General features: G+C 59.3%; 22 protein-coding genes and 1 pseudogene. 9 read left to right on the top strand and 14 right to left on the bottom strand.

Annotation, left to right across the window (positions count from 1 at the left end; translation table 11 throughout):
* Positions 1–146: 146 nt before the first annotated feature.
* Entirely contained in the window at positions 147–503 is a 357-nt protein-coding gene (locus tag KVT38_RS31200; protein WP_217597661.1) for a nucleotide excision repair endonuclease, read from the bottom strand.
* Between the two features lie 229 nt (positions 504–732).
* Between KVT38_RS31200 and KVT38_RS31195 the strand changes: the two genes are divergently transcribed.
* Entirely contained in the window at positions 733–1,206 is a 474-nt protein-coding gene (locus tag KVT38_RS31195) for a hypothetical protein (protein ID WP_217597660.1), read from the top strand.
* A 416-nt stretch (positions 1,207–1,622) separates the two neighbouring features.
* Here KVT38_RS31195 and ytxJ read toward each other — a convergent pair whose 3' ends face one another.
* On the bottom strand, positions 1,623–1,961 hold the full coding sequence (ytxJ, locus tag KVT38_RS31190) for a bacillithiol system redox-active protein YtxJ (protein WP_217597659.1): 339 nt from the start codon (positions 1,959–1,961) through the stop codon (positions 1,623–1,625).
* Between the two features lie 238 nt (positions 1,962–2,199).
* Here ytxJ and KVT38_RS31185 point away from each other — a divergent pair, with 238 nt between their 5' ends.
* Positions 2,200–4,230 (top strand): Na+/H+ antiporter, encoded by a 2,031-nt coding sequence (locus KVT38_RS31185; protein ID WP_217597658.1) that lies wholly within the window; start codon positions 2,200–2,202, stop codon positions 4,228–4,230.
* Here the strand turns inward: KVT38_RS31185 and KVT38_RS31180 are convergent.
* The gene (locus KVT38_RS31180; RefSeq protein WP_254639700.1) at positions 4,227–4,832 is read right to left on the bottom strand and encodes a DUF4304 domain-containing protein; all 606 of its coding nucleotides are present in this window, start codon (positions 4,830–4,832) and stop codon (positions 4,227–4,229) included. The two genes, KVT38_RS31185 and KVT38_RS31180, sit on opposite strands and share 4 nt — an antisense overlap.
* A gap of 211 nt (positions 4,833–5,043) precedes the next feature.
* The gene (locus tag KVT38_RS31175) at positions 5,044–5,607 is read right to left on the bottom strand and encodes a GbsR/MarR family transcriptional regulator (RefSeq protein WP_217597656.1); all 564 of its coding nucleotides are present in this window, start codon (positions 5,605–5,607) and stop codon (positions 5,044–5,046) included.
* 222 nt (positions 5,608–5,829) lie between these two features.
* Here KVT38_RS31175 and KVT38_RS31170 point away from each other — a divergent pair, with 222 nt between their 5' ends.
* Genes KVT38_RS31170 through KVT38_RS31145 form a run of 6 tightly spaced genes read left to right on the top strand, consistent with a single transcriptional unit; the run spans position 5,830 to position 11,067 of the window.
* Positions 5,830–6,711 carry a carbohydrate ABC transporter permease gene (locus tag KVT38_RS31170; protein ID WP_217597655.1) on the top strand — a complete coding sequence of 294 codons (882 nt, stop codon included), beginning with the start codon at positions 5,830–5,832 and terminating at the stop codon, positions 6,709–6,711.
* Between the two features lie 28 nt (positions 6,712–6,739).
* Complete coding sequence (locus KVT38_RS31165; RefSeq protein WP_217597654.1) at positions 6,740–7,582, top strand: carbohydrate ABC transporter permease; 843 nt, start codon at positions 6,740–6,742, stop codon at positions 7,580–7,582.
* A gap of 43 nt (positions 7,583–7,625) precedes the next feature.
* Complete coding sequence (locus KVT38_RS31160; protein WP_217597653.1) at positions 7,626–9,011, top strand: ABC transporter substrate-binding protein; 1,386 nt, start codon at positions 7,626–7,628, stop codon at positions 9,009–9,011.
* 11 nt (positions 9,012–9,022) lie between these two features.
* Positions 9,023–9,853, top strand: a complete 831-nt coding sequence (locus KVT38_RS31155; RefSeq protein WP_217597652.1) for an HAD family hydrolase — start codon at positions 9,023–9,025, stop codon at positions 9,851–9,853.
* A complete protein-coding gene (locus KVT38_RS31150) occupies positions 9,850–10,191 on the top strand; it encodes a DMT family transporter (protein ID WP_254639699.1) in 342 nt (113 codons plus the stop codon). The genes KVT38_RS31155 and KVT38_RS31150 overlap by 4 nt, the downstream gene beginning before the upstream one ends.
* 33 nt (positions 10,192–10,224) lie before the next feature.
* Complete coding sequence (locus tag KVT38_RS31145; protein WP_217597651.1) at positions 10,225–11,067, top strand: metallophosphoesterase family protein; 843 nt, start codon at positions 10,225–10,227, stop codon at positions 11,065–11,067.
* A gap of 52 nt (positions 11,068–11,119) precedes the next feature.
* On the opposite strand, the gene KVT38_RS31140 is transcribed toward KVT38_RS31145, so the two are convergent.
* The 5 genes from KVT38_RS31140 to KVT38_RS31120 all read right to left on the bottom strand — a co-directional run bounded on the left by KVT38_RS31140 (position 11,120) and on the right by KVT38_RS31120 (position 15,480).
* On the bottom strand, positions 11,120–11,707 hold the full coding sequence (locus KVT38_RS31140) for a uracil-DNA glycosylase (protein WP_217597650.1): 588 nt from the start codon (positions 11,705–11,707) through the stop codon (positions 11,120–11,122).
* A gap of 109 nt (positions 11,708–11,816) precedes the next feature.
* The gene (locus KVT38_RS31135) at positions 11,817–12,323 is read right to left on the bottom strand and encodes a spore coat protein (RefSeq protein WP_306795374.1); all 507 of its coding nucleotides are present in this window, start codon (positions 12,321–12,323) and stop codon (positions 11,817–11,819) included.
* Between the two features lie 70 nt (positions 12,324–12,393).
* On the bottom strand, positions 12,394–14,316 hold the full coding sequence (gene abc-f, locus KVT38_RS31130; protein WP_217597648.1) for a ribosomal protection-like ABC-F family protein: 1,923 nt from the start codon (positions 14,314–14,316) through the stop codon (positions 12,394–12,396).
* A 91-nt stretch (positions 14,317–14,407) separates the two neighbouring features.
* The gene (locus KVT38_RS31125) at positions 14,408–14,557 is read right to left on the bottom strand and encodes a hypothetical protein (RefSeq protein ID WP_217597647.1); all 150 of its coding nucleotides are present in this window, start codon (positions 14,555–14,557) and stop codon (positions 14,408–14,410) included.
* 92 nt (positions 14,558–14,649) lie between these two features.
* The gene (locus KVT38_RS31120) at positions 14,650–15,480 is read right to left on the bottom strand and encodes an SDR family oxidoreductase (protein WP_217597646.1); all 831 of its coding nucleotides are present in this window, start codon (positions 15,478–15,480) and stop codon (positions 14,650–14,652) included.
* Positions 15,481–15,571: 91 nt separating this feature from the next.
* Between KVT38_RS31120 and KVT38_RS31115 the strand changes: the two genes are divergently transcribed.
* Positions 15,572–15,952 (top strand): MerR family transcriptional regulator, encoded by a 381-nt coding sequence (locus tag KVT38_RS31115; RefSeq protein ID WP_217597645.1) that lies wholly within the window; start codon positions 15,572–15,574, stop codon positions 15,950–15,952.
* A gap of 25 nt (positions 15,953–15,977) precedes the next feature.
* Here the strand turns inward: KVT38_RS31115 and KVT38_RS31110 are convergent, their stop codons facing one another.
* From KVT38_RS31110 to KVT38_RS31090, 5 genes and pseudogenes are all read right to left on the bottom strand, one after another.
* On the bottom strand, positions 15,978–16,781 hold the full coding sequence (locus KVT38_RS31110; protein ID WP_217597644.1) for an alpha/beta hydrolase: 804 nt from the start codon (positions 16,779–16,781) through the stop codon (positions 15,978–15,980).
* 91 nt (positions 16,782–16,872) lie between these two features.
* The gene (locus tag KVT38_RS31105) at positions 16,873–17,802 is read right to left on the bottom strand and encodes an MBL fold metallo-hydrolase (RefSeq protein ID WP_217597643.1); all 930 of its coding nucleotides are present in this window, start codon (positions 17,800–17,802) and stop codon (positions 16,873–16,875) included.
* Between the two features lie 24 nt (positions 17,803–17,826).
* Positions 17,827–18,909 (bottom strand): ABC transporter substrate-binding protein, encoded by a 1,083-nt coding sequence (locus tag KVT38_RS31100; RefSeq protein WP_217597642.1) that lies wholly within the window; start codon positions 18,907–18,909, stop codon positions 17,827–17,829.
* 27 nt (positions 18,910–18,936) lie between these two features.
* A complete protein-coding gene (locus tag KVT38_RS31095) occupies positions 18,937–19,701 on the bottom strand; it encodes an ABC transporter permease (protein ID WP_217597641.1) in 765 nt (254 codons plus the stop codon).
* Positions 19,634–20,063 (bottom strand): annotated as a pseudogene (locus KVT38_RS31090) (ABC transporter ATP-binding protein); the annotation flags it as partial. The pseudogene KVT38_RS31090 and the gene KVT38_RS31095, both read right to left, overlap by 68 nt.

Below are 20,063 nucleotides of genomic sequence, written 5' to 3'. Positions count from 1 at the left end.
TAGCTCGCCGGGCTCCTAACCCGAAGGCCGCAGGTACAAATCCTGCCCCCGCAACCAACTTATAATTTCGATCGATGCACATAGGAATGCCCCTCGACCACCGCAGTGGATGAGGGGCATTTTTTCATTAAAGGGGCTTGTTTTCTTTATTTGTAGAACACTTTATCCACATTGTACTTGGCCTTGAATTCGTTGATGATGAATGTCTCGTAGAGCTCCCTATGGACGGGATCCTCGACCAAACAAACCTCGATCTTGGTCACCTCGTCGCGCTTGTCTTTCATGACCGACGTCGAATCCTCGAAGTGTTTCTTGATCCGTGGCCTGAGCTTCCGCGCCTTGCCCACGAATAGAAGCTCGTCGTTATCGTTATAAAACATAAAGATTCCCGCTTTATCTCTAGGAATCAGGATAAAATCCGTAAATCCGTAAATATGGCTGAGCTCTGGAGCCTCCTGCTTGTAAATCGTGACATCGGGCGTAGGTGCCGTTATTTGTATCATGAACATTCACTCTTTCTTATGCGCGACATTATTTTGGGTTTCAAGTCCAGCTTACATTCTATCCATTAAAAGCATAGCCGTCCACCAATATGATACCATTTGGCGGGGCTATCCATGCGGAGATCAGCGTAATGGCCCCTGGCACCGCCATCCTTTTATTTTGAACAATGGATCCATGGGGTAAGCCTTCTTAGAAATGAAGCTGCTTCGTTGCGAAGGATGTGATCGATTGGAACGCAGCCGCGACAGAGAATTCTTTTACGTCGAGAACGAGGTTATCAAGCATTTTGTATTGGGCGTTGTCGCCTCCATCATCAGCAGCGCCGTATTGGCCAGTATGGAAGGGGAGGCGGTTGTCCATTATTTTTTTATCTATTGGATATACACGTTCCCCGCTATACTCGTTTTAGGCGGCGTCATTTCGTATCTGATCGAGAAATGGATTGCCGCAAAATCCCGAATCGCCAACAAGTACTTGGCGTATCTGTTCAGGCTCGTTTTATATCTGATTGGCAGCTTCGTTTTTATCACCCTGTACTGGATGATCGTCTTAAGAACCCTGCCTTACTTTAGTCCATGGCGTGCATTTATTTCCACTTACGCTTACGGGTTTATTGGAGCCCTGCTGTACTTTCATCTTTATCTTTTATACGAGGCCGCCATGCGATTCTACTTTTCGATCAAACGGCCGTTTTCCAAATAAAGCACGCGGTCGCACAACGGGAGGACGCGTTCGTCGTGCGTCACCAGGACTGCGAGAAAAGCCACCCGAGAGGTGGCGTAAGATGGAATTATATAGGTTGTACAACTCGCCTTGTCGGGGTAGTCCGCCTCCAGATCGGAGGTGAGGCTACGACATTTTCTTTTCAGGAAGTAATAATGCTCGGTATGTTTATCCTTGCGTTGCTTACTTACCTGAATAAAAGAAAATAACCCGCCTAGGTTCGCGCCATTGCGGGTTATTTTATCGGTCGCTCGACTGGAGGTAACCCCGCCGAAGCAGTTGTGCGGGAAGTCGGTGTTGGCGCACCGGCTTCTTTTGTTATTCTAAGCATACCATACCCGTTTTAGTCGTCAACCATTTTATACCGCGTTAGCCGCAGCTACCGCCAAATCAAGTTAGTCCAACACGGCCGTCATATGCGCCTTGGTCACGGCCCAGTGCGTAGCGCTCCAGTACTTGGCCTTATCCTTGATGTAAATGATCTGCGGCGATTCGTGCTTGACGTTCAAGTCCTCCGCAATCTGGTTCGACACGGGGCGGGATTCGATGACTTTGACCAGCGTATAGTCTACGTCCGGGTTCGGCGCGGCCTTCAGGTACGCTTCGTATTCACTCAGCGCATTGGCGCTGACGGGGCACGTCGTGCTGTGCTTCAAAATAACCTGTCCGCGCTCGCCGGATTGGGCCAGCAGCGTATTCCACTCGTCGATCGTCGAAATTTCTCTCCAGGTCATCGTCGTACCTTCTTTCGTCGATTGAAGTTCCAATAATGGATTGAATTGTACCATATTGCAAGACACGGCGAAAGCGAGCTTAGGCAACACGAATGCGCGGCTCGCTTAGATTTCTATGCCGTTTGACTCTCCCGCATCCGCTCGGATGAAGTATAATAATTCCATGTAACTCGAAGGCTACACGCAGACGTAGACCGACGTACACCAGCTTTGTAAAAAGGGGACGTTCCGAACCGCCATGGAATTATTTTTTACGATCTTGATCCTGCTCGCGCTGGTCGGCGTATCCAACATCCTGGGCGGCAAGTTCCCGCTCGTGCCCGTGCCGCTCATGCAGATCGCGCTCGGCATGATCGTTGCCGCCATCCCTTCGGGCCTGCATATGCATCTTGAGCCCGAGCTGTTCTTCGTGCTGTTCATCGCGCCGCTGCTGTATAACGACGGCAAGCACGTGTCGAGATCCGAGCTATGGAAGCTGCGTGTGCCGATTCTTGTGCTCGCCGTCGGCCTGGTGTTCGCGACCGTGTTCCTGATCGGCTACGCCATCCACTGGATGATCCCGTCGATCCCGCTGCCCGTCGCGTTCGGTCTCGCGGCCATCCTGTCGCCGACGGATGCCGTCGCGGTGAGCAGTCTCGCGGGCCGCATCCGGCTGCCGAACAACCTCATGCACCTGCTCGAAGGCGAGGCGCTCATGGACGACGCGTCGGGCCTCGTCGCCTTCAAGTTCGCGATCGCCGCCGCGCTCACCGGCAGCTTCTCGCTGGCGAACGCGAGCGTCAGCTTCCTCTTGATCGCCATCGGCGGCCTCGGGGTCGGTGCGGTGACGGCGCTGCTGATCTCCGGCTTCCGGGTATGGCTTCGCCGGTCGGGCCTCGAGGACGAGACGATGCATATGCTCATTCACCTCCTGACGCCGTTCGCGCTGTACATGATCGCCGAGCAGCTCGGCGTATCCGGCATTCTGGCCGCCGTCGCCGGTGGCGTCGTTCATGCGGTCGAACGCGACCGCATGTCCAGCATCAAACCGTTGTCCAACGAGCTGTCGGACAACACCTGGTCCGTCATCGTCTTCATTCTCAACGGGCTCGTATTCGTCATTCTCGGCCTGCAGCTGCCGAGCGTGTTCAACGAAGTATTCCAAGAGCCGACGCTGAACAACGGCGAGGTGATCGCTTACGCGGTCGTCATTTTCCTCATGCTGCTCGTCCTGCGCTTCCTGTGGGCGTTGGCTTTTTCTCGGGGCGGTCGATGGATCGGCAAGAAGACGGCGACCAATGTCAAAGTCTCGTTCCGAAAGCTCGCGATGACCGCCTTGTCCGGCGTCCGCGGCGCGGTGACGCTCGCCGGCGCCTTCTCGATTCCGCTGCTGCTGGACAACGGGGCGCCGTTCCCCGAACGAAACCTGGTCATCTTCCTGTCGGCCGTCGTCATCCTGCTGTCGCTCATCGCCGCGAGCGCGCTCCTGCCGCTGTTCGCGCAGCAGCCTGCGCACAACAGAGCGGCGGAGCTCGCGGCTGCGGAGCGCAAGGGAGAACGGCTGATCATGGGCGCCGCCATCCGTGCCGTCCATTCCGCGACGACCGAAGACAACGAAGTCGAGGCGGCGTCCGTCATCTCCGATTACGAGCGCTGGCGCAGAAATCCGGAATTGGACATGCGTCGCATACAGCATAGTAAATTCGAGCTGGAAGAGCGGGAGATGCGCCTCAAAGCGATCGAAGAGGAACGGCGCACGGTGAACAAGCTGCTGCGGGAAGACCGCATCACCGAGACGCAAGCCGTGCTGTTTCAGAGCAACCTGGAGCAAATGTCGATGGTATTGTCCGTACGCACGAATCTGTTCACGCTGCTGGTGAAGTTCTGGCTGCGCGAGCTGAAGGCGATGGTGACCAAGCAAGAATCCCGATTCAAGGCGATACGGGACTTGTCGCAGGCCGATCGGGAAGCGATCCGCGGTCTGAAGGTGCAAACGTGCGAGGCGGCGCTGTCCTCCCTCCGCTCGGAACGCAAATGCGAGGCCCGGGCGGCCGTCATGAGTCAGTATGAGCATATACTGGCGAAATTAACGTCGCCTTACTCGCTCGGAAAACCTCCCGCAGGCAACGAAGAGGTTCGGCGCGACCTGCAGTGGATCGCCATTCAAGCCGAGCGGGACGAGGTGCAGTCGCTGTTCGAGCGCAACGAAATCACGCGCGACGTCGCCAACAAGCTGCGCCGCACGATTCGAACGCGCGAAGCGACGCTCTTGAGCGAGGCGCTCGACTAGGATTCGTACGGTACGCCGTATTTGCTGAAGATCGCGCGGTATTTACCATCAAAAATCGCCCAGCGGTTTTCCGACCCGTGCTTGTCCTTCAGCGCCTCCAAATAGCGTCTGGCCGCCGCCTCGTCGCCGGATTGCAGCAGCAGCTCAAAGCTTTCTTCGCTCAGATGCAAATAGGGCCCTGCGACGTAATAATCGACGATGGATCTGGCGCCGGTCATCGTATCGTAGAATTGAACGACTTCATCCAAACCGTTGAGCAGCGTGTCTCTTAAGTCGTTCATATTCGTATCGTCCGTTAGGGAAAATCGCGCTGGAACAGCCCGGGCCAGCTCCTCGATTCTTGCTCGGAAGTGGCATTCCGGCTCCTGGGGCGCCGTTTGAATCTCCTTTGATTGCAAGCGTGCCAGTTCCGCCGAATAGATGCCGCAGTTTACGTAAAACATCACATGATCCGCCGAATTGCCGGCGGATTTTTGGAAGTTGATGATGTAGACTAGACCGTTCGCGCTTTTGCTGAAATTCAAACTCTTTTTAGCAAAGCCGTGCCCGGCAAGGAACGGCTTGACGTCCTGCTTTATCAGGTCATTAAAACGCTGCTGCAACGGAATCTCTCCTCGTTTAACACGTTTTACCTCATTATACCGGTTGCCCGATAACAAGAAAGACGCCTGGTCCAAAGGCGTCTTTCTTTTCATACCTGCGGCACGAATCCCACTATGTCTTCACCCCGCACGCAGGTCCACGCCTACGCGCAACCGCTTCATGCACAATTCTTGCATCTTCGCCCTACTCCGCCAGCGCAAGTATCCAGCGCTAGGTTGGGATGGAACCGTCGGCTTTTTCGAAAAACGCCCCGTCCTGCAGATCGTTCACGAACCGCTGCAGCCATTCGTAGTAGCCGACGGCATGCTTCAGCTTGTGCAAGTCCTGAAGGCAGAGCTTGCGCTCCTCGTCGGGCGTGCCGGCATCCAGGATCACCTCGGACAGCTCCGGAATGGCAGCTTCGATGGCGCCTCGCATGACGTCGACTTCGCGCTGCAGCTTGGCGGCGAAGAAGTTGCGGAACGCCTGGAAAAAGTCCGTCTCGGCGGCGTACAGGTCCTTCCGTTCGTCCTTCTCCTTCAGCTTGGTCACCATCTTGGAATCCAGCAGCGATCGGACCGCGTAGCTCATGTTGCTTTTGCTCATGTTCATGTAGCCCTGCATGTCTTCGAGCGTCATCGGCTTGTCCTCGAAGTACATAATGCCGTAGAGCTGCCCGAACGTATAATTGGCGCCGTACAAGTCCATCGTCTCTGCGATCGCGTCGATCACTTGATGGCGTATCGCCTCGCGCGGCTTCGACGGCTCTTTTAAGCTGCTGCTGGCTTTTTTCACGAACGAACCTCCCTCTCCGCGCGCCGTCCCGCTCGCACATGCGCGAAACCGACGTAATTTACGAAAATTTAATGCTCGCATGATGGAGCTTTAACCATCCAACCCTCAAATGAACGTACAATAATTTTTGAACAAACAAGCAATCCAGCTTTAAATCACCTTGATTATAACGAAGATTAAGAGATTTTTGAATCTTATTAAGGGAGGGGTTCCGACAACGCCATGAGACGGACAAGACTCGCCTCGGAAGGGAAAGCGCTGCTGTTCACGCTGCCGGCGATGATCCCGCTCAGTCTATTCTGGTTCTACCCGCTCGGCTATGTCATCTACCTCAGCTTCACGGAATGGGACTTCATGAGTCCGGTCAAGACGTTCGTCGGACTCGACAACTACCGGTACTTGTTCGAAAATCCCGAGTTTTATCAAACGCTTCGGGTCACGCTCCTCTTCTGCGCCGGCAGCGTGCTGCCGGTCATGGCTGCGGGACTCGGCCTCGCCCTGCTGCTTAGCGGCAAGCGAAAAGGCGGCGCAATCTATCGCACGCTGATCTTCTCGCCTTGGGTGACGCCGACCGTCGCCGTGTCCATCGTCTGGTCCTGGATCTACGAGCCCGACGTCGGGCTCGCGAACAACGTGCTGCACGCCTTCGGCTTGTCCGGTATTCGCTGGCTGGAGGATCCGAACTGGGCGCTCGTCAGCGTCCTCCTCGTCACCGTCTGGAAGTCCGCCGGCTGGAGCATGATCTTCTATCTGGTGGCGATCGGCAACGTCCCGCCCGATTACCTGGAGGCGGCCGCGCTCGACGGCGCGAATCGCTGGGACAAGTTCCGCCATGTCACGCTGCCGCTCATCTCGCCGACGACCTTTTTCCTGTTCGTCGTCCTGACGATCTCGTCGCTGCAGGCTTACGACCAGATCAACGTGCTGACGCAAGGCGGACCGGCCGGCTCGACGCGAACGATGCTCTACTTCTACTACCTGTCGGCCTTCGACGCCTTCCAGATCGGAGAAGCGTCCGCCGTCGCCATCCTGCTCATCGTCGGATGCGTCGCGCTCTCCCTATTGTCGTTCGGGATCGGCCGCCGCACCGTTCATTACTCCTGATTCGCAAATCCGAAAGGCAGGGATATCGATGCACCCACGCAGCGGCGTCCGCCGCCTGCTCTCGCACCTTTTTCTCGCCGCAGCCGCCCTGCTCATGGCCTTCCCCTTCTACTGGATGGCGATGAGCGCGCTCAAGACGAACGATGAGATCTGGCAGTTCCCGCCCACGCTGTGGCCGCACGATCCGCTCTGGCGCAACTTCGCCGATGCGTGGGACGCCGCTCCGTTCGCCCGCTATCTCGGGAACAGCATTCTCGTCGCCGCGGCAATCGTCGTCATCCAGATCGTCAACTCCGGGATGATGGCTTATGCCATGACGCACATGTCCTTTCGGCTGAAAAACGCGTTCACCGCGCTGATCCTCGTCGGCTACATGGTGCCGGTCACGGCCGTCTACCTGCCCGGCTACGTCGTGCTGAGCAACCTCGGTCTGCTGGACTCGTATGCGGGCATTATTCTCTCGAACTGCGTCAGCATCTTCTCGATCTTTCTCATCCGCCAGGCGTTCCTCCAAGTGTCGCACGAGCTGGTGGAGGCGGGGCAGATCGACGGCGCTTCGCAACTCCGCATTTTATGGACGATCGTATTCCCGCTCGCTCGCTCTTCCTTCGCGGTGCTGGCGCTCATCACCTTTATCGAGCAGTACAACAACTACTTCTGGCCGATGCTCATCACCAAAAATCCGGATCTGCAGCTCGTGTCGGCCGGCCTGCGAAGCTTCTTCGTGCAAGGAGGTGCATACGGGCTCAAGTGGCCGCTCATCATGGCCGCCAGCGCATTTACGATTCTGCCGCTGCTTGTTCTGTTCCTGCTGACGCAGAAGACGATCATGCAGAGCGTGAACCTGTCGGCCGGCGCCAGCAAGGGATAACGCAACCTAACCTATACCAAAGAAAAGGCGGAGAGAACGACTTATGAAAACGATGAAAAAGACGACGGCGGGATTGGCGCTTGCGACGATTATGGCTTTGACGGCTTGCGGCTCGAGCAATTCGGGCAATTCGGGATCGGCGGCATCGCCTTCCGACGCGCCATCCTCCGAAGCGTCCGCTTCGGCATCCGCATCCGAGACGAGCTCCGCATCGGCGGAGACGCCGAAGGCGCCGGTCACGATCGAGTTCTGGTACGGCCTGGGCGGCAAGCTTGGCGAGAACATGCAGACGCTGATCGACAAGTTCAACGCTTCGCAGCAGGAAGTCATCGTGAAGCCGGTCGTTCAAGGCGACTATTCGGAGACGGAGAAGAAGCTCCAGGCGGCGATCGCTTCCGGCACCGTGCCGGCCGCAGTCCTGTCCTCGAACGTAGACTGGGCGCGCAAGGGCTATTACGCTACGCTGGACGAGCTGATTGCGGCCTCCGCCGATTTTAACAAAGACGACGTCATCCCGACCTTCCTCGAGCAAGGCCAAGTGGACGGCAAGCAGTACTTCCTGCCGATGTACGGCACGACGCAGGTGATGTATTATCGCAAGGACGCGCTGGAGAAGGCGGGCCTGAAGCCCGAAGACCTGACGACGTGGGAAGCCCTCGCGAAGGCGGCCGAGAAGATGACCGTCAAGGAAGGCGGCAAAACGACGTTCTACGGCTGGGAGCCGATGTGGGGCTACGACAATATGATGGACGCCGCGCTTAGCAAAGGCGGCAAAATGCTGAGCGACGACGGCAAGACGGTGCTCATCGACTCTCCGGAGTGGGTGGACACGTGGGAGCTGTTCCGCAAATGGATTCATGACGACAAGATCATGCGCATCCACTCCGGCGGGCAAGGCTGGGAGTACTGGTACAAGACGATCGACGACGTGATGAAGGGGCAGGCGGCAGGCTACACGGGCTCCAGCGGCGACCAGGGCGATCTGGACTTCAACATTGTCGGCGCGATGGAGCAGCCGGGCTGGGAAGGCGTCGGCGCGGGCAAGCCTGTCGCCCAGGCGATCATGGCGGGTATCCCGGCGAAGGCGAGCGCGGAGCAGCAAGCGGCGGCCTTTAAGTGGTTCCAGTATTTCATGAGCGCGGAAAATACGGCCTTCTGGTCGATGAACACCGGCTATATCGCGGTGCGCCAGTCCGCGCAGCAGGATCCGGCGTTCGTGGAGTTCAGCAAGACGAATCCGCAAATCACAATTCCGCTGAAGCAGGCGGCCCATGGCTCTTCGCCGTTCGCGGATCCGACCGGCGGCAAGATCTCCGATGCGCTCAAGTTGGCCGCAGACAACGTTCAGATCAAAAATATGCCGGCTGCACAAGCTTTGAAGGCGGCTAAAGAAACGGCGCAGCGCGAGCTGGATCGCATCAACAAGTAGGAGGAATCCGCATGGCGGTGCTGCGGGCGGCGGGCGCGTCCTATCGGGTAGACGGCATTCTATTTGATAAGGACGGGACGCTGCTGGACTTTATCTATACATGGGGGAACTGGAGCGAGCATCTGCTCGCCCGGTTCTCCGCTTCGCTTCAGGAGAGAGAATTGCCGCCGATCGGCGCCGATCTGGAAGCGCTGTGGGGGGCGATCCGCACGGAAGACGGCGGCCCCGTCGTCGACTACGATCGCAACGGACCGCTGGCCATGGGGACCGTGGAAGAGATGCTGGCGATCCTGGCCTGGCATGGCTACCGGTCCGGCTTGTCCTGGGCGGAGGCGAAGACGCTCGCCGCGGAGGCCAAGCTTGCGGCGGACGCGCAGCTCGAGGCGGTGCGCGCGGCCCGTCTGCTGCCGGGCGTGCTCGAGTTTCTTGAGGACTGCCGACAAGCAGGCGTGCCGCTCGCCGTCGTGACGGCAGACGAGACGGAGGCGGCCGTCAAGCATCTGGAATGGCTCGGTATTCTGGATCGGTTCGACGTGGTTGTCGGGACGGATCAGGTCGAGCGCGGCAAGCCTTATCCCGATATGGCGCTGCTCGCATGCAAGCGGCTGGGACTTGGCGGCGGGCGCTTCGCGGTCATCGGCGATACCCGGGGCGATATGCGCATGGCCAAGGAAGCCGGCGCGGCTGCGGCGATTTTGATCGCCGAGCCTGCGGCACCTGCCGAGCCCGGCACCCCTGCCGCGTCTTCCGGACCTGGCAAGCGCCTGGACGGGCCTGAAGCGGATGCGGTCGTCGCTACCTTGCGGGAGCTGCGCATCGTGAAGGAAGACAGCGCAACATGAAAGGTGCGACAACGATGGGATGGCTTCTGCTGAGCTTGGCGATCGTCTTCGAGCTCTCCGGCACGATCTCGATGAAGCTGTCGGAGAGCTTCACGCGTCTCGTTCCCTCGCTGCTGATGTTTCTGTTTTACGGCATCAGCTTTACTTGCCTTAACTTTGCGCTCGGCTATATGCAAGTCGCGGTCGTCTACGCGATCTGGTCCGGCATCGGCATCGTGCTGATCTCGGTCGCGGGCTACATGATCTTTCAGGAACGGCTGCCGCTCAGCTCGATGCTCTGGATCGGCATCATCATTGTCGGCGTCATCGGGTTGAACATCAGCAAAAACGGCCATTAAACGCGTGCGCCATTCGGCGAGGGGGGACCATTTATGAGGCGAAACGGCGAAAACCCGCTCATTGCGTTTCAAGTTATCACCGATACGCACGTGACGGCGGATCCGGACCATCTCTACAACCGGAATTTTGAGCAGTCCCTGAGGGACATCGCGGACAACGCGCCGAACAGCGTTGGCATCATGCATGCCGGGGATGTGACCGACCACGGTTTTCCCGCCGAATACGAAGAGCTGCGGCGGATCGTCGGACTCTATCAGGATAAGCTGCCGCCCATCTATATGGCTACAGGCAATCACGACGTCGGCCTGGGCGTCTGGGCGTCGCGCCTCGGGAGCTTCCTGTCCGCGACGGGCATGACAGCCGCCTACCACGATCACTGGATCGACGGCTATGCTTTTCTTTTCCTCGGAACCGAGCAGGGCCTGGAGCTGTTCTGCGATCTGTCGGAGACGCAGCTCCAATGGCTGGACGCGAAGCTGGGAGAGGCAGCGGCTGCCGGCAAGCCTGCGTTCGTTTTTCTCCATCAACCGCTTAAAAATACGACGGCCGGATCGATGGAAGCGCAGAAATGGTACGGCGTGACGCAAGACGACGAGCTGAAGGCGATCCTGGCGAGATATCCGCGAACCTTCCTTTTTACCGGGCACGGTCATTGGGAAATGGAAGCTCCGTGCAATCATGCGGTCGGCGACGGCCGGACACCGGCCATGTTCAATGCCGCATCCGTCGCTTACCTGTGGACGGACGAGGACGTACGGAAAGAAGGCAGCCAGGGCTACTACGTCGAGGTCTATGCAGATCGCGTGCTCGTGAGGGGCAGGGACTTCGCGGCGGGGTCGTGGGTGGAGGCGGCGCAGTACGAGGTGTTGCTCTAAAGACGAAATAGAACGACCCGCCAAGCGGCCGTGCGCTATGCCTGACACGCGATCACTCCCCTGCCAGCGCCTTCCGCTTCTCGTTTAACCCGTTCAGATCTTCGATAAAATACTTCAGCAAATTGGGCCGCCTTCGGACCGCAAGCGGATGATAGGTGAAGCCGATGGGCGTATCCTGATACGACAGCCAGCTGCCCCGCAGCGCCTTGACGCTGGCATCCTCAAGCTCCGGGAACAACGCTTCGGAAACGACATTGCCGAATCCAAACAGGACAAGCGGGCGCTTCTGCAAGATCTGCATCTGCAGGTGGGGAAGGCAAGCCGCTCTGGCCTCCGGCTTGTTGTAGGCGCGCAGCGGCCGGCACTTCAGCAGATAGCTCACGAATACGTCGCTCGTATCGATGCCCGCTTCGCGCATGCCGAGCTGGAGCGTCTCCCGGGTGCCGCACAGAAACGCGTTGCCTTCGCGGTCCTCTCTGGCGCCGGGGTTATCCAGGATCATCATGATCGGCGCGTCCGGGCTGCCTTCTCCCCATACGACGCGCGTCCGCTGCCCCGCCAGCTCGCAAAGCTGGCAGTTTTCTATCCCTTCGGGGGCCCGTTCTTCGGCCAGGATCACATAGGGTGGATTCTTTTCCATGTCGCGCAGCTCCGTCCTCGCATGGTGGATGAATCCATTATGCCCATCCAAGGCAGTGTCGGATCACAAAAAAGGCGGCCGAGTGGCCGCCGTGCGTGGATCCCTGCGATTATTTCATTTTTAAAGCCTCGGCCGCGTTCTTCTGATCGCTCGCCAGAAGCAGCTTCAGATCGTACGCGGGGTACAGTCCCTTGCTCTGCATAAAGGCGAACACCTTGTAGTGGAGCTGAATCGCCTGATCCAGCTGCTTCACGAGCGTATCGCGCAGCGCGGGCGTGGCCGTCTCCGTAATGGCGATCGCGTAGTTGCGAACGGCGGTCTTGGCGAAAAGCAGCAGGTGCGCCGCGAAGAAGGCCGTTTTGTCGTCCGTACCGGTACGCAGTTCGCTCGTCGGCGCCGCCTGGTAGAAGGGGAGCAGCTCCTTCAGGTTTTGCTCGAGCGAGCGAATCGTCTCATGATACAGCTGCCGGAGTCCGGGGTCCTTCACTTCACCGATATGCATTTTGAACGCCATCAGATGATTGGATTGAAATGCGACCGTCTCGTGCAGCTCCATCGTTTCGTGCCATGCCAGGTGCTGATGCTGGGGCTGTGTCTGCCTTGGGTTGTCGTACAATCGGGTAACCTCCATCGCGTTGATTGGGATACTGTATGCCCGATTGCCCAGATCCGTATGTTGTCCCCGGCTATTCGCCTTGCGCTTCTATCCACCGCTCCATGAGCCGATCAAGCCGCTCCCGAAGCGCCTCGCGCTCCTCCCAGGCGGACTGCATGCGGGCGACCGCTTCCCCGTCTTGCTGCAGTTCGCCCATCAAGTCTTCGAGCGCCGCCAGGCGGCGCTCCGTCTCTTCAATCTCGGCCTCGAGCCGCTCGCCGGACAAACGCCCGCGCTCGCTTGGCGCGGCGGACGTCAGCGCGCTTTTCCGTTCGGGTCGCTCCTCGGATCGCGCCGGGATCTCTCGCGAGCCACCGGCCTCATTTTGCCTGCGTCGGCTCTCGGTCCTATAGTCGTCGAATCCACCCAGATAAGCCGCCAAGCGCCCCTGATCCAACGCCCATACCTGCTGTGCCAGCCGGTTCATGAGGTACCGGTCGTGGGTCACGATCAGCAACGTCCCCGGATATTGGTCCAACGCTTCCTCCAGCGCCTCCCGCGACGCGATGTCCATATGGTTCGTCGGCTCGTCCAGAATGAGCAGGTTCGGCTTCTTGTGCACGAGCAGCGCCAGCCGCAGACGCGTCCATTCGCCGCCGGAGAGCGTGCGGACAGGCTTGAACACGTCGGCGCCGTAGAAAAGATAAGCCGCCAGCCGATTGCGGGCCTCGCCCTCATCGAGTCCCGCTCCGCTCCGGTAGTAGTCCAGCACGGACGTCTCCGGCTGGTCCGGGAGCTGCTGCTGCGCAAGATAGCCGACGTCGACGCGGGCGCCAAGCCGCGCCTCTCCTCCGTCCGCGGCAATCTCTCCGAGGATCAGCTTCAGCAGAGTCGACTTGCCGGAGCCGTTGTCTCCGATCAGTACGACCTTTTCGCCATAGCGAAGCTCTCCCGTGACGCCGGCGAGAACGGTTTTCGCCCCATATCGCTTCGCTACGCCGTCCAGGATAACAACTTGCTTCCCGGATCGTTCGGAGGGCCGCAGCTCGAACGCCGCTTCCTTGCGGTCGATGGCGGGACGCTTCAGCTTCTCCATGCGATCGAGCGCTTTCTGCATGCTGGCCGCCCTGCGAAAAAACTTGCCGTTATCGCCGATTCTCCCCCAATCCATCAACTGCTTGATGGTCTCCCGCATTTTCTTGATCTGCTTCTGCTGCTCCTGGTAGTCGGCGAACTGCCGGAGGAGCAGTTCTTCCTTCTCCTTGACGTACTGCGTGTAGTTCGTATGAAATACGGTCGACTCTCCGTCCTCGAGCTCCACGATCTTGGTGACGACCCGGTCGAGAAAGTACCGGTCATGGGACACGATCAAGCAAGCCCCACGGTACTTCAGCAGAAAATCCTCCAGCCACTCCACGGCGGCCATGTCGAGATGGTTGGTCGGTTCGTCCAGCAGCAGCAGCTCGGGCTCCATCAACAGCTGCGAGGCGAGACCGACCTTCGTCTTCTCCCCGCCGGACAACGAATCGTAGCGACGGTCGTACCACGCCCGGGGAAAACGCAAGCCGTCCGCGACCTGATCGATCCGGGCGTCGAGTTCGTAGCCCCCGTCCCGCTCATATCGCTCCTGCAGCTGCGCATAGGACGCGAGCAGACGCTCCAATCGCTCCGGCCTCACATCCGGCGATGCCATCTCTGACTCGAGCACGGTCATCCGTTCCCGGCAATCGAGCAGCTCCCGGAAGCCGGCGGCCAGCACGTCGTACACGGTCGTACCGGGGGGCATGTCCGGCATTTGGCGCAAATAACCGATCCGCGCGTTTTTGCGAACCGCGAGCATGCCTTCGTCCGGGGCGTCGAGCTTGGCGATCATGCGCAACAGCGTCGTCTTGCCGCCTCCGTTGCGGCCGACGAGCCCCGCCTTTTCGCCGTCGTGCAGCTCGAAGGTTACGTTCTCGAGCACCAGCTGGGCGGCATTGTATTTTTTCACATTTTGGCAGTTTATCGTTAACATGGGGGTTCCTCCTGGGGCGAGGCCCTACCCGTCTTAGCCCAATAGAAAAAGGCGCAGGGAAAATTCCCTACGCCTTAATCGGATCGATCCGTTAGGTCAAGGTAGGAGCCTTTTCGCGAGTTTGTGATATCGTATGGTTCAAAAAGGGCAGACTGCTCCCGTCCTGCCGAAAACCATGAACGATGCCAGCCATCGCGATGGGCAGCCGGCTCACCTGATTATTCACAAACTCCCGATTCATCCTACCTTCACCTCCTTTGCATACTTGGTTCCGAGTATACTATGGAACCGGCGGCGAAGCAACGCCGTCAAGGCGTCGCCTCTGCAAAACGCTTACTTCGAGAAATAATGGCCCTGCTCGAGGTCCGGGATTAGCGCGGCGTGCACCGGACGCCATCCCAGAAGCGCCTGCGTCTGCGCGCTCGACCGCGGGATGTCGAGCGCTGCCAGCATGCCGAGAAACCCGAAGTGGTCGTTCGCTTCTTCGCGCGAGATGCTGACCGTCGGCAGGCCGAGATGCTTGCCGATGACGCTTGCGATGTCGCGGAAGGGTACACCCTCATCGTGCACGCCGTCAAGCCGCGCGCCTGCCGGAGCGGACTCTGCGGCCAGACGGAACAAAGACGCAGCATCGAGACGGTGGATCGCGGGCCAACGATTGGTTCCGTCGCCGACATAGGCGGCTACGCCTTTTTCGCGGGCAATGTCGATCAGCCTCGGCACGAAGCCCTTGTCGCCCTCCCCGTGCACGGTCGGCGCAAGCGATACGATCGATGCCCGCACGCCTTGCGACGTCAACGCCAGCGCCGCCTGTTCCGACGCTTCGCCGTTCGCGTGCGCTGTCATGACAAAAGGCTTGCCGGAGCCCTTGAGCGACTCGCCCATCGCTTCGACGGCGCGGAGATCCATGCCGAGCGAACCGGCGAAGTCGGAGAAGTCGTGCCTGAACGCCAGGTGAATAACGCCGTCTGCCGCAGCCGCGCCGCTCTGAAGGCTGTCCAGATCTTCAAGCGTCCCCGTATGCGCCTCGGCCCCCGCAGCTTTAAGCGCCGCGGCACCGCGATCCGAGCGCGTTAGGCCGACGACCTGATGACCCGCCCGAATCAGCTCTCCGACGACGGCCGAACCGATATACCCCGTTGCTCCCGTTACGAAAATTTTCATCCCGATCACTCCTTATGCTTTTGATAATCACGGCTTTACTGTAAACTATAGAGTTGACTCTAATGCAAGCCGTTCACAGGGAGCGTCGGGGATGAAAATTCAGGAACTCGCCGAGCGGACCGGATTATCGGTCCATACTATTCGTTACTACGAAAAGGAGGGGCTGCTGGACGAGCGTCACGTCCGGCGGGATACGAACAACTATCGCCATTATTTCGACGAAGCGATCGAGCGTCTGAAGCTTGTCAAGAGATTCCAAAGCGTCGGCTGCTCGCTGACGGAACTGAAGCAGATCCTGCAAGGCCTGGATACGAACACGACGACTACGCAGCAGGGGATCGACTGGGTGTTGTCCAAGATGAAAGAGATCGAGCGCAAGAAGGAAGAATACGATCAGGTGCTGGCCACGCTTAACAAAATGCTGGATTACAAAATCGCCCGGCAGGACGATCCCGGTAACAAGCATCGTTGACCCCGGCGGTGCCGGCCGTCGACGATCAGTCCCGTCCCGCCTCGTACAGCTTTTGCGCCACCATAGCCGGCCTTGTACGCGAATCCGTCATGTGGTCCCCATCGCCGACGATCAGCCGGAACAGACCGAGCCGCGTGGACATATGCGGATTCCAGCCGAAGCCCTCTCCTTGCGGCAATACGTTGTCTTGATAGAAATACACATAGCTTTTGGGCGTTGGCAACGCATAGAACGCTTTAAGATCCAGCTTCTCGAAGAGCGGCACGGCCGGCTCCGGAGCGACGCTTGCGTAGATCCATTGGGCTACGTCCAAGGCAGCCGTATTCACGAACGAATCCCGGAACAGCGCGAACGGAAGCATAATCGTATCGTCCTTCGAGCTTGCCCTGAGCTGCTCGAAGCCTTGCCTCGTTTGGGGCGGCACCTCGTCCGCCAGCGATTCGCCGTCCTTCAATACGAAGGCGTCCCAAAAGACGAGACGCTTGATGCGCGCAGATACCTGTTCGGCCGCCTTCTGAATGACCGTTCCGCCGAAGCTGTGCCCGACGAGAACGATATCCCGCAAGTTCAGCTTCGTTATAAAGTCGACGACAGACTTCGTGATCATCGCATGCGTGACCTTTTTGTTCGGATCTCCTCCGTGCCCGGCATATTCCGGCGTATAGACGACATGCCCGTTCCTGCGCAGCACCGCCGCTATATCGTCCCAGAATCGAGCGTCGGCCCATGAGCCATGCACGAGCACGAAGGTAAGCCGCTGCTGCGCGGGAGGCCCGTTCCGATAGTCAAGACAGGGGGAGCGGACGGTTTCCGGGTAATAAGGATACATGCACACACACCCTCTCGGATTAGCATTTATCAGCTTATGCCCAGCGCGATCGAGAGGTACCTTTGCCCCTGCCGTAGACGGCGGTTGTCCGCTACTTTAATTCGAAGGCCATCAAGTCCCGGCCGACCGTAATCGGACCGGCGTAAATATCGCTCATTCCCTCGACGTACGCTTGCTCCGCCGCGGGATTCGCCTCCGGCGCGGGAATGTGATGCGTCAGCACGAGATGCTTGACGCCGGCCCGCTGCGCGATGTGCGCCGCCTCAAGCGTCGTCGTATGATACTTGGCGGGGTTCGACAGCGCCTTCTCGTATTGCGGATTTTGCGCGATCTGGGCATCCAGCCAAGACTTGTTGTACGCCTCGTGAACGAGCAGATCCGCCCCGGCCGCTTGCTTCACCATGCTCGCCACCGGAATCGTATCGCCGGAGATGACCGCCGTCTTGCCGTTATACTCGAACTTATAGGCGACAGCCGGATACACCGGGCGATGGTCCACCTCGAAGGCGGTAATCCGTATGCCGTCCTTGTCGTAGACGACGCCTTCGTTGCACTCCGTATATTCGATTCGCGAGCCGGCTTCGTCCGACAGGTTATAGCTGATGCGCAGCTTGACGTCGAATTCGAACGACTCCCGCATGCGGCCGATGATCGCCTTCGTCGTCTCCGGTCCATATACGTGCATGGGCACCGACCGGCCTTCGAAGACGCGCTCCGCCGCAATATGCGTGCGCCAGCTCGTAATGAAGACGTCGAAAAAACCGCCGTTGTGGTCGTAATGATGATGCGTGAACAGGACGTCGGAAATCCGCTGAGGCATGATGCCCGCCTTGACCAGCTGGTCCACCGCGGCGCCCCCGCAATCGACGAGGAACGCCTTATGCCCGGCAAGCACCGCGACGCCGGGCTTCGCACGTCCGTAGAAGGCCCGTGGGGAACCCGTTCCGAGCAGAACGACGGTCAGATTCGGGTGGTAATCCGGGCGCAAGTTCTCCTGCGGCTGAATGAAGATCTCTGTCATCGCTGTCATTCCTTTCTTCGTCGTCTATTTGCCTTCCTGCGTCTCCTTCAGCAATGACAGATCGTACAAGCCTGTCAGATCCAGACCGTCCGCGCCCACGTCCTTGATGTAACCGGCATCGACCGCAACCTGCGCCATGGCCTGCAAGGCGTCCTGGTCGATGTTCGTCGTCAGGCTGAGGTGCGACAGCGCGGCCTTGATCAGCTCGGCGTCCAGGCCCTTCCCGGTCAGTTCCTTCAGCTCGTCGCTGACCAGCGTATAGGTGTCGTCGGGGTTCCCCTGGATAAACTGAATGGCGTCTTCGTTGGCGAGAAGCACCGACTTGGCCAGATCCCGATGCGCCTTCAGGAAGCGGTCGCTTGCGACGACGATCGTCAGCGGGTAATTGCCCTTGTTGGGCGGAATCTGATCCCAGTCGACGGCGATCTCGCCGATGCCTTCGTTCGCGATCTGCGTGCCCCACGGTTCGGGCACCAAAGCCGCGTCGACCTGGCCTTGCTTCATGGCCGTCAGCGTATCCGCCGGCGCCATCGCGATGATCTGCACCCCGCTCTTGTCCGTCGTCACCTTGAGGCCCTGCTCCTCCAGGAGCAGACGAAGCGAGATCTCGTTCGTGCTCCCCTTGGTCGGAATGGCGACCAGCTTGCCGGACAGGTCCTTGGCGTCGGTCACGCCCGCGCCCTTCCTCGCCACGAGCACGGCGCCGCCGTTGTTCGCGCCGGACAAGATCTTGATGTTCTTGCTTCTGACGTATTGGTTGATGACCGGGCTGGGGCCCACATAGCCGATGTCGATCTCACCCGTCGCCATCGCCGTCGAGAAGTCGGAGCCGTTGTTGAAGCCCTGCACTTCGAGCTTCACGTTCGCGCCGAGACGGTCCTGCAGATAACCCTTCTTGATCGCGACGAAGGCCGGCGCATGGGTCACGTTTTTGAGCAGGCCGATCTTCACCGTGATCGGGTCGGCCGACTTGGAGCCGCCGCTGCTCTCCGAGCCTGAGGAGCTTGAGGAACCAGAGGAACTGGAGGAGCCGGAGGAGCCGCAGCCGGACAGCAGGGTCAGCATCAAGACGAGAACAATACTTGCATAAATCGCTTTTTTAGACATCGTGCATTCTCCTTTTTCAATTTAAGCTTATGCTTTGGCTGTCTGGAGCCCGTACAGCGTCAAGACCCGGTCCTCGATGCGCTTGAAAACGAGGTGATCGGAGATCGTGCCGAGAATCGCGATCACGAGCACGATGCAGAGCATAAGCGAGGTGTCGCCGAGGCTCCGCCCCTCCTCCAGCAGCTGTCCGAGCCCAACGCCGCGCGCGATGAGCTCGCCGGACACAAGCGCCCGCCAGGCGAACGCCCAGGCCATGCGCATGCCCGTGATAAGCTGCGGGATCGCAGCCGGAACCATCACCTGATAGAAAAGACGGAGCCCGCGGCCGGTACCGAACATCTGCGCCGACTTCAGATAGATCGGCGGGATGTTCTTGATCCCGCTCCGGCTCGCGATCGTCATCGTCCAGGTCGCTCCGATCGTCGTGATGAACACGACGGCGAAGTCGTTCAGCCCGAACCAGATGATCGCAAAGGGCAGCCAGGCGATGCTCGGCACGGTCTGCAGCGCGACGACGACGAAGCCGAACGTCTCGTCCAGCAGCCGGCTCCGTGCGAACAGGACGCCCAGCGTCACGCCGATGGCGCACGACAGCGCGAACGCGACGAGGATGCGCCGCAGGCTGCCGAGCGTCGCCTTGAGGAGCTGGCCGTCCGCCATGCCGTCGTAGAACGTCCGCATCGTCTGCAACGCCGACGGGAAGCGCCAGCCCCAGTGCATCGTCCTATATGCCGTCTCCCATATGATGAGCAGCAGAAGGAGAAAGAGCGCTTTTCTCCAAAGTGTAGTCATCGCCGTATTCCTCCTTCGCCACCTTCTCCAGCTCGGCGGCCAACGTGTCCATGATCTGGCGCTCGATGTAATGCAGCACCGAATCGCCCGGCTCCCGCGGCCGCGCCGCCTGCACGCGGAACTCTTTTTTGATCCGTCCCGGCCGGGTGGACATGACGAGCACCCGTTCCGACAGCGTGACCGCCTCGCGGATGTTGTGCGTGATAAACAAGATCGTCTTCCGCGTGCTCAGCCAGATCTGCTCGAGCTCCTTGTGCAGCAGCAGCCTCGTCTGCTCGTCGAGCGCGGCGGACGGCTCGCCCATGAGCAGAATCTCCGGGGCCATGACGAGCGCCCGCGCGATCGCGCCCCGCTGCTTCATG

The sequence above is a fragment of the Cohnella sp. GbtcB17 genome, from assembly GCF_019091135.1.
Classification (GTDB): domain Bacteria; phylum Bacillota; class Bacilli; order Paenibacillales; family Paenibacillaceae; genus Cohnella.
Note: the sequence above shows the minus strand (reverse complement) of the source record. Positions and strands in the feature narration are given on the sequence as shown.

Excerpts from the sequence above, each read along its gene's own strand:
- KVT38_RS31120 (WP_217597646.1), bottom strand. The coding sequence starts at position 15,480 with ATGAAAATTTTCGTAACGGGAGCAACGGGGTATATCGGTTCGGCCGTC.
- KVT38_RS31095 (WP_217597641.1), bottom strand. The coding sequence starts at position 19,701 with ATGACTACACTTTGGAGAAAAGCGCTCTTTCTCCTTCTGCTGCTCATC.
- KVT38_RS31100 (WP_217597642.1), bottom strand. The coding sequence starts at position 18,909 with ATGTCTAAAAAAGCGATTTATGCAAGTATTGTTCTCGTCTTGATGCTG.
- KVT38_RS31115 (WP_217597645.1), top strand. The coding sequence starts at position 15,572 with ATGAAAATTCAGGAACTCGCCGAGCGGACCGGATTATCGGTCCATACT.
- KVT38_RS31105 (WP_217597643.1), bottom strand. The coding sequence starts at position 17,802 with ATGACAGAGATCTTCATTCAGCCGCAGGAGAACTTGCGCCCGGATTAC.
- ytxJ (WP_217597659.1), bottom strand. The coding sequence starts at position 1,961 with ATGACCTGGAGAGAAATTTCGACGATCGACGAGTGGAATACGCTGCTG.
- KVT38_RS31160 (WP_217597653.1), top strand. The coding sequence starts at position 7,626 with ATGAAAACGATGAAAAAGACGACGGCGGGATTGGCGCTTGCGACGATT.
- KVT38_RS31165 (WP_217597654.1), top strand. The coding sequence starts at position 6,740 with ATGCACCCACGCAGCGGCGTCCGCCGCCTGCTCTCGCACCTTTTTCTC.
- KVT38_RS31125 (WP_217597647.1), bottom strand. The coding sequence starts at position 14,557 with ATGAATCGGGAGTTTGTGAATAATCAGGTGAGCCGGCTGCCCATCGCG.
- KVT38_RS31140 (WP_217597650.1), bottom strand. The coding sequence starts at position 11,707 with ATGGAAAAGAATCCACCCTATGTGATCCTGGCCGAAGAACGGGCCCCC.
- KVT38_RS31145 (WP_217597651.1), top strand. The coding sequence starts at position 10,225 with ATGAGGCGAAACGGCGAAAACCCGCTCATTGCGTTTCAAGTTATCACC.
- KVT38_RS31200 (WP_217597661.1), bottom strand. The coding sequence starts at position 503 with ATGATACAAATAACGGCACCTACGCCCGATGTCACGATTTACAAGCAG.
- KVT38_RS31170 (WP_217597655.1), top strand. The coding sequence starts at position 5,830 with ATGAGACGGACAAGACTCGCCTCGGAAGGGAAAGCGCTGCTGTTCACG.
- KVT38_RS31110 (WP_217597644.1), bottom strand. The coding sequence starts at position 16,781 with ATGTATCCTTATTACCCGGAAACCGTCCGCTCCCCCTGTCTTGACTAT.
- KVT38_RS31155 (WP_217597652.1), top strand. The coding sequence starts at position 9,023 with ATGGCGGTGCTGCGGGCGGCGGGCGCGTCCTATCGGGTAGACGGCATT.
- KVT38_RS31150 (WP_254639699.1), top strand. The coding sequence starts at position 9,850 with ATGAAAGGTGCGACAACGATGGGATGGCTTCTGCTGAGCTTGGCGATC.
- KVT38_RS31185 (WP_217597658.1), top strand. The coding sequence starts at position 2,200 with ATGGAATTATTTTTTACGATCTTGATCCTGCTCGCGCTGGTCGGCGTA.
- abc-f (WP_217597648.1), bottom strand. The coding sequence starts at position 14,316 with ATGTTAACGATAAACTGCCAAAATGTGAAAAAATACAATGCCGCCCAG.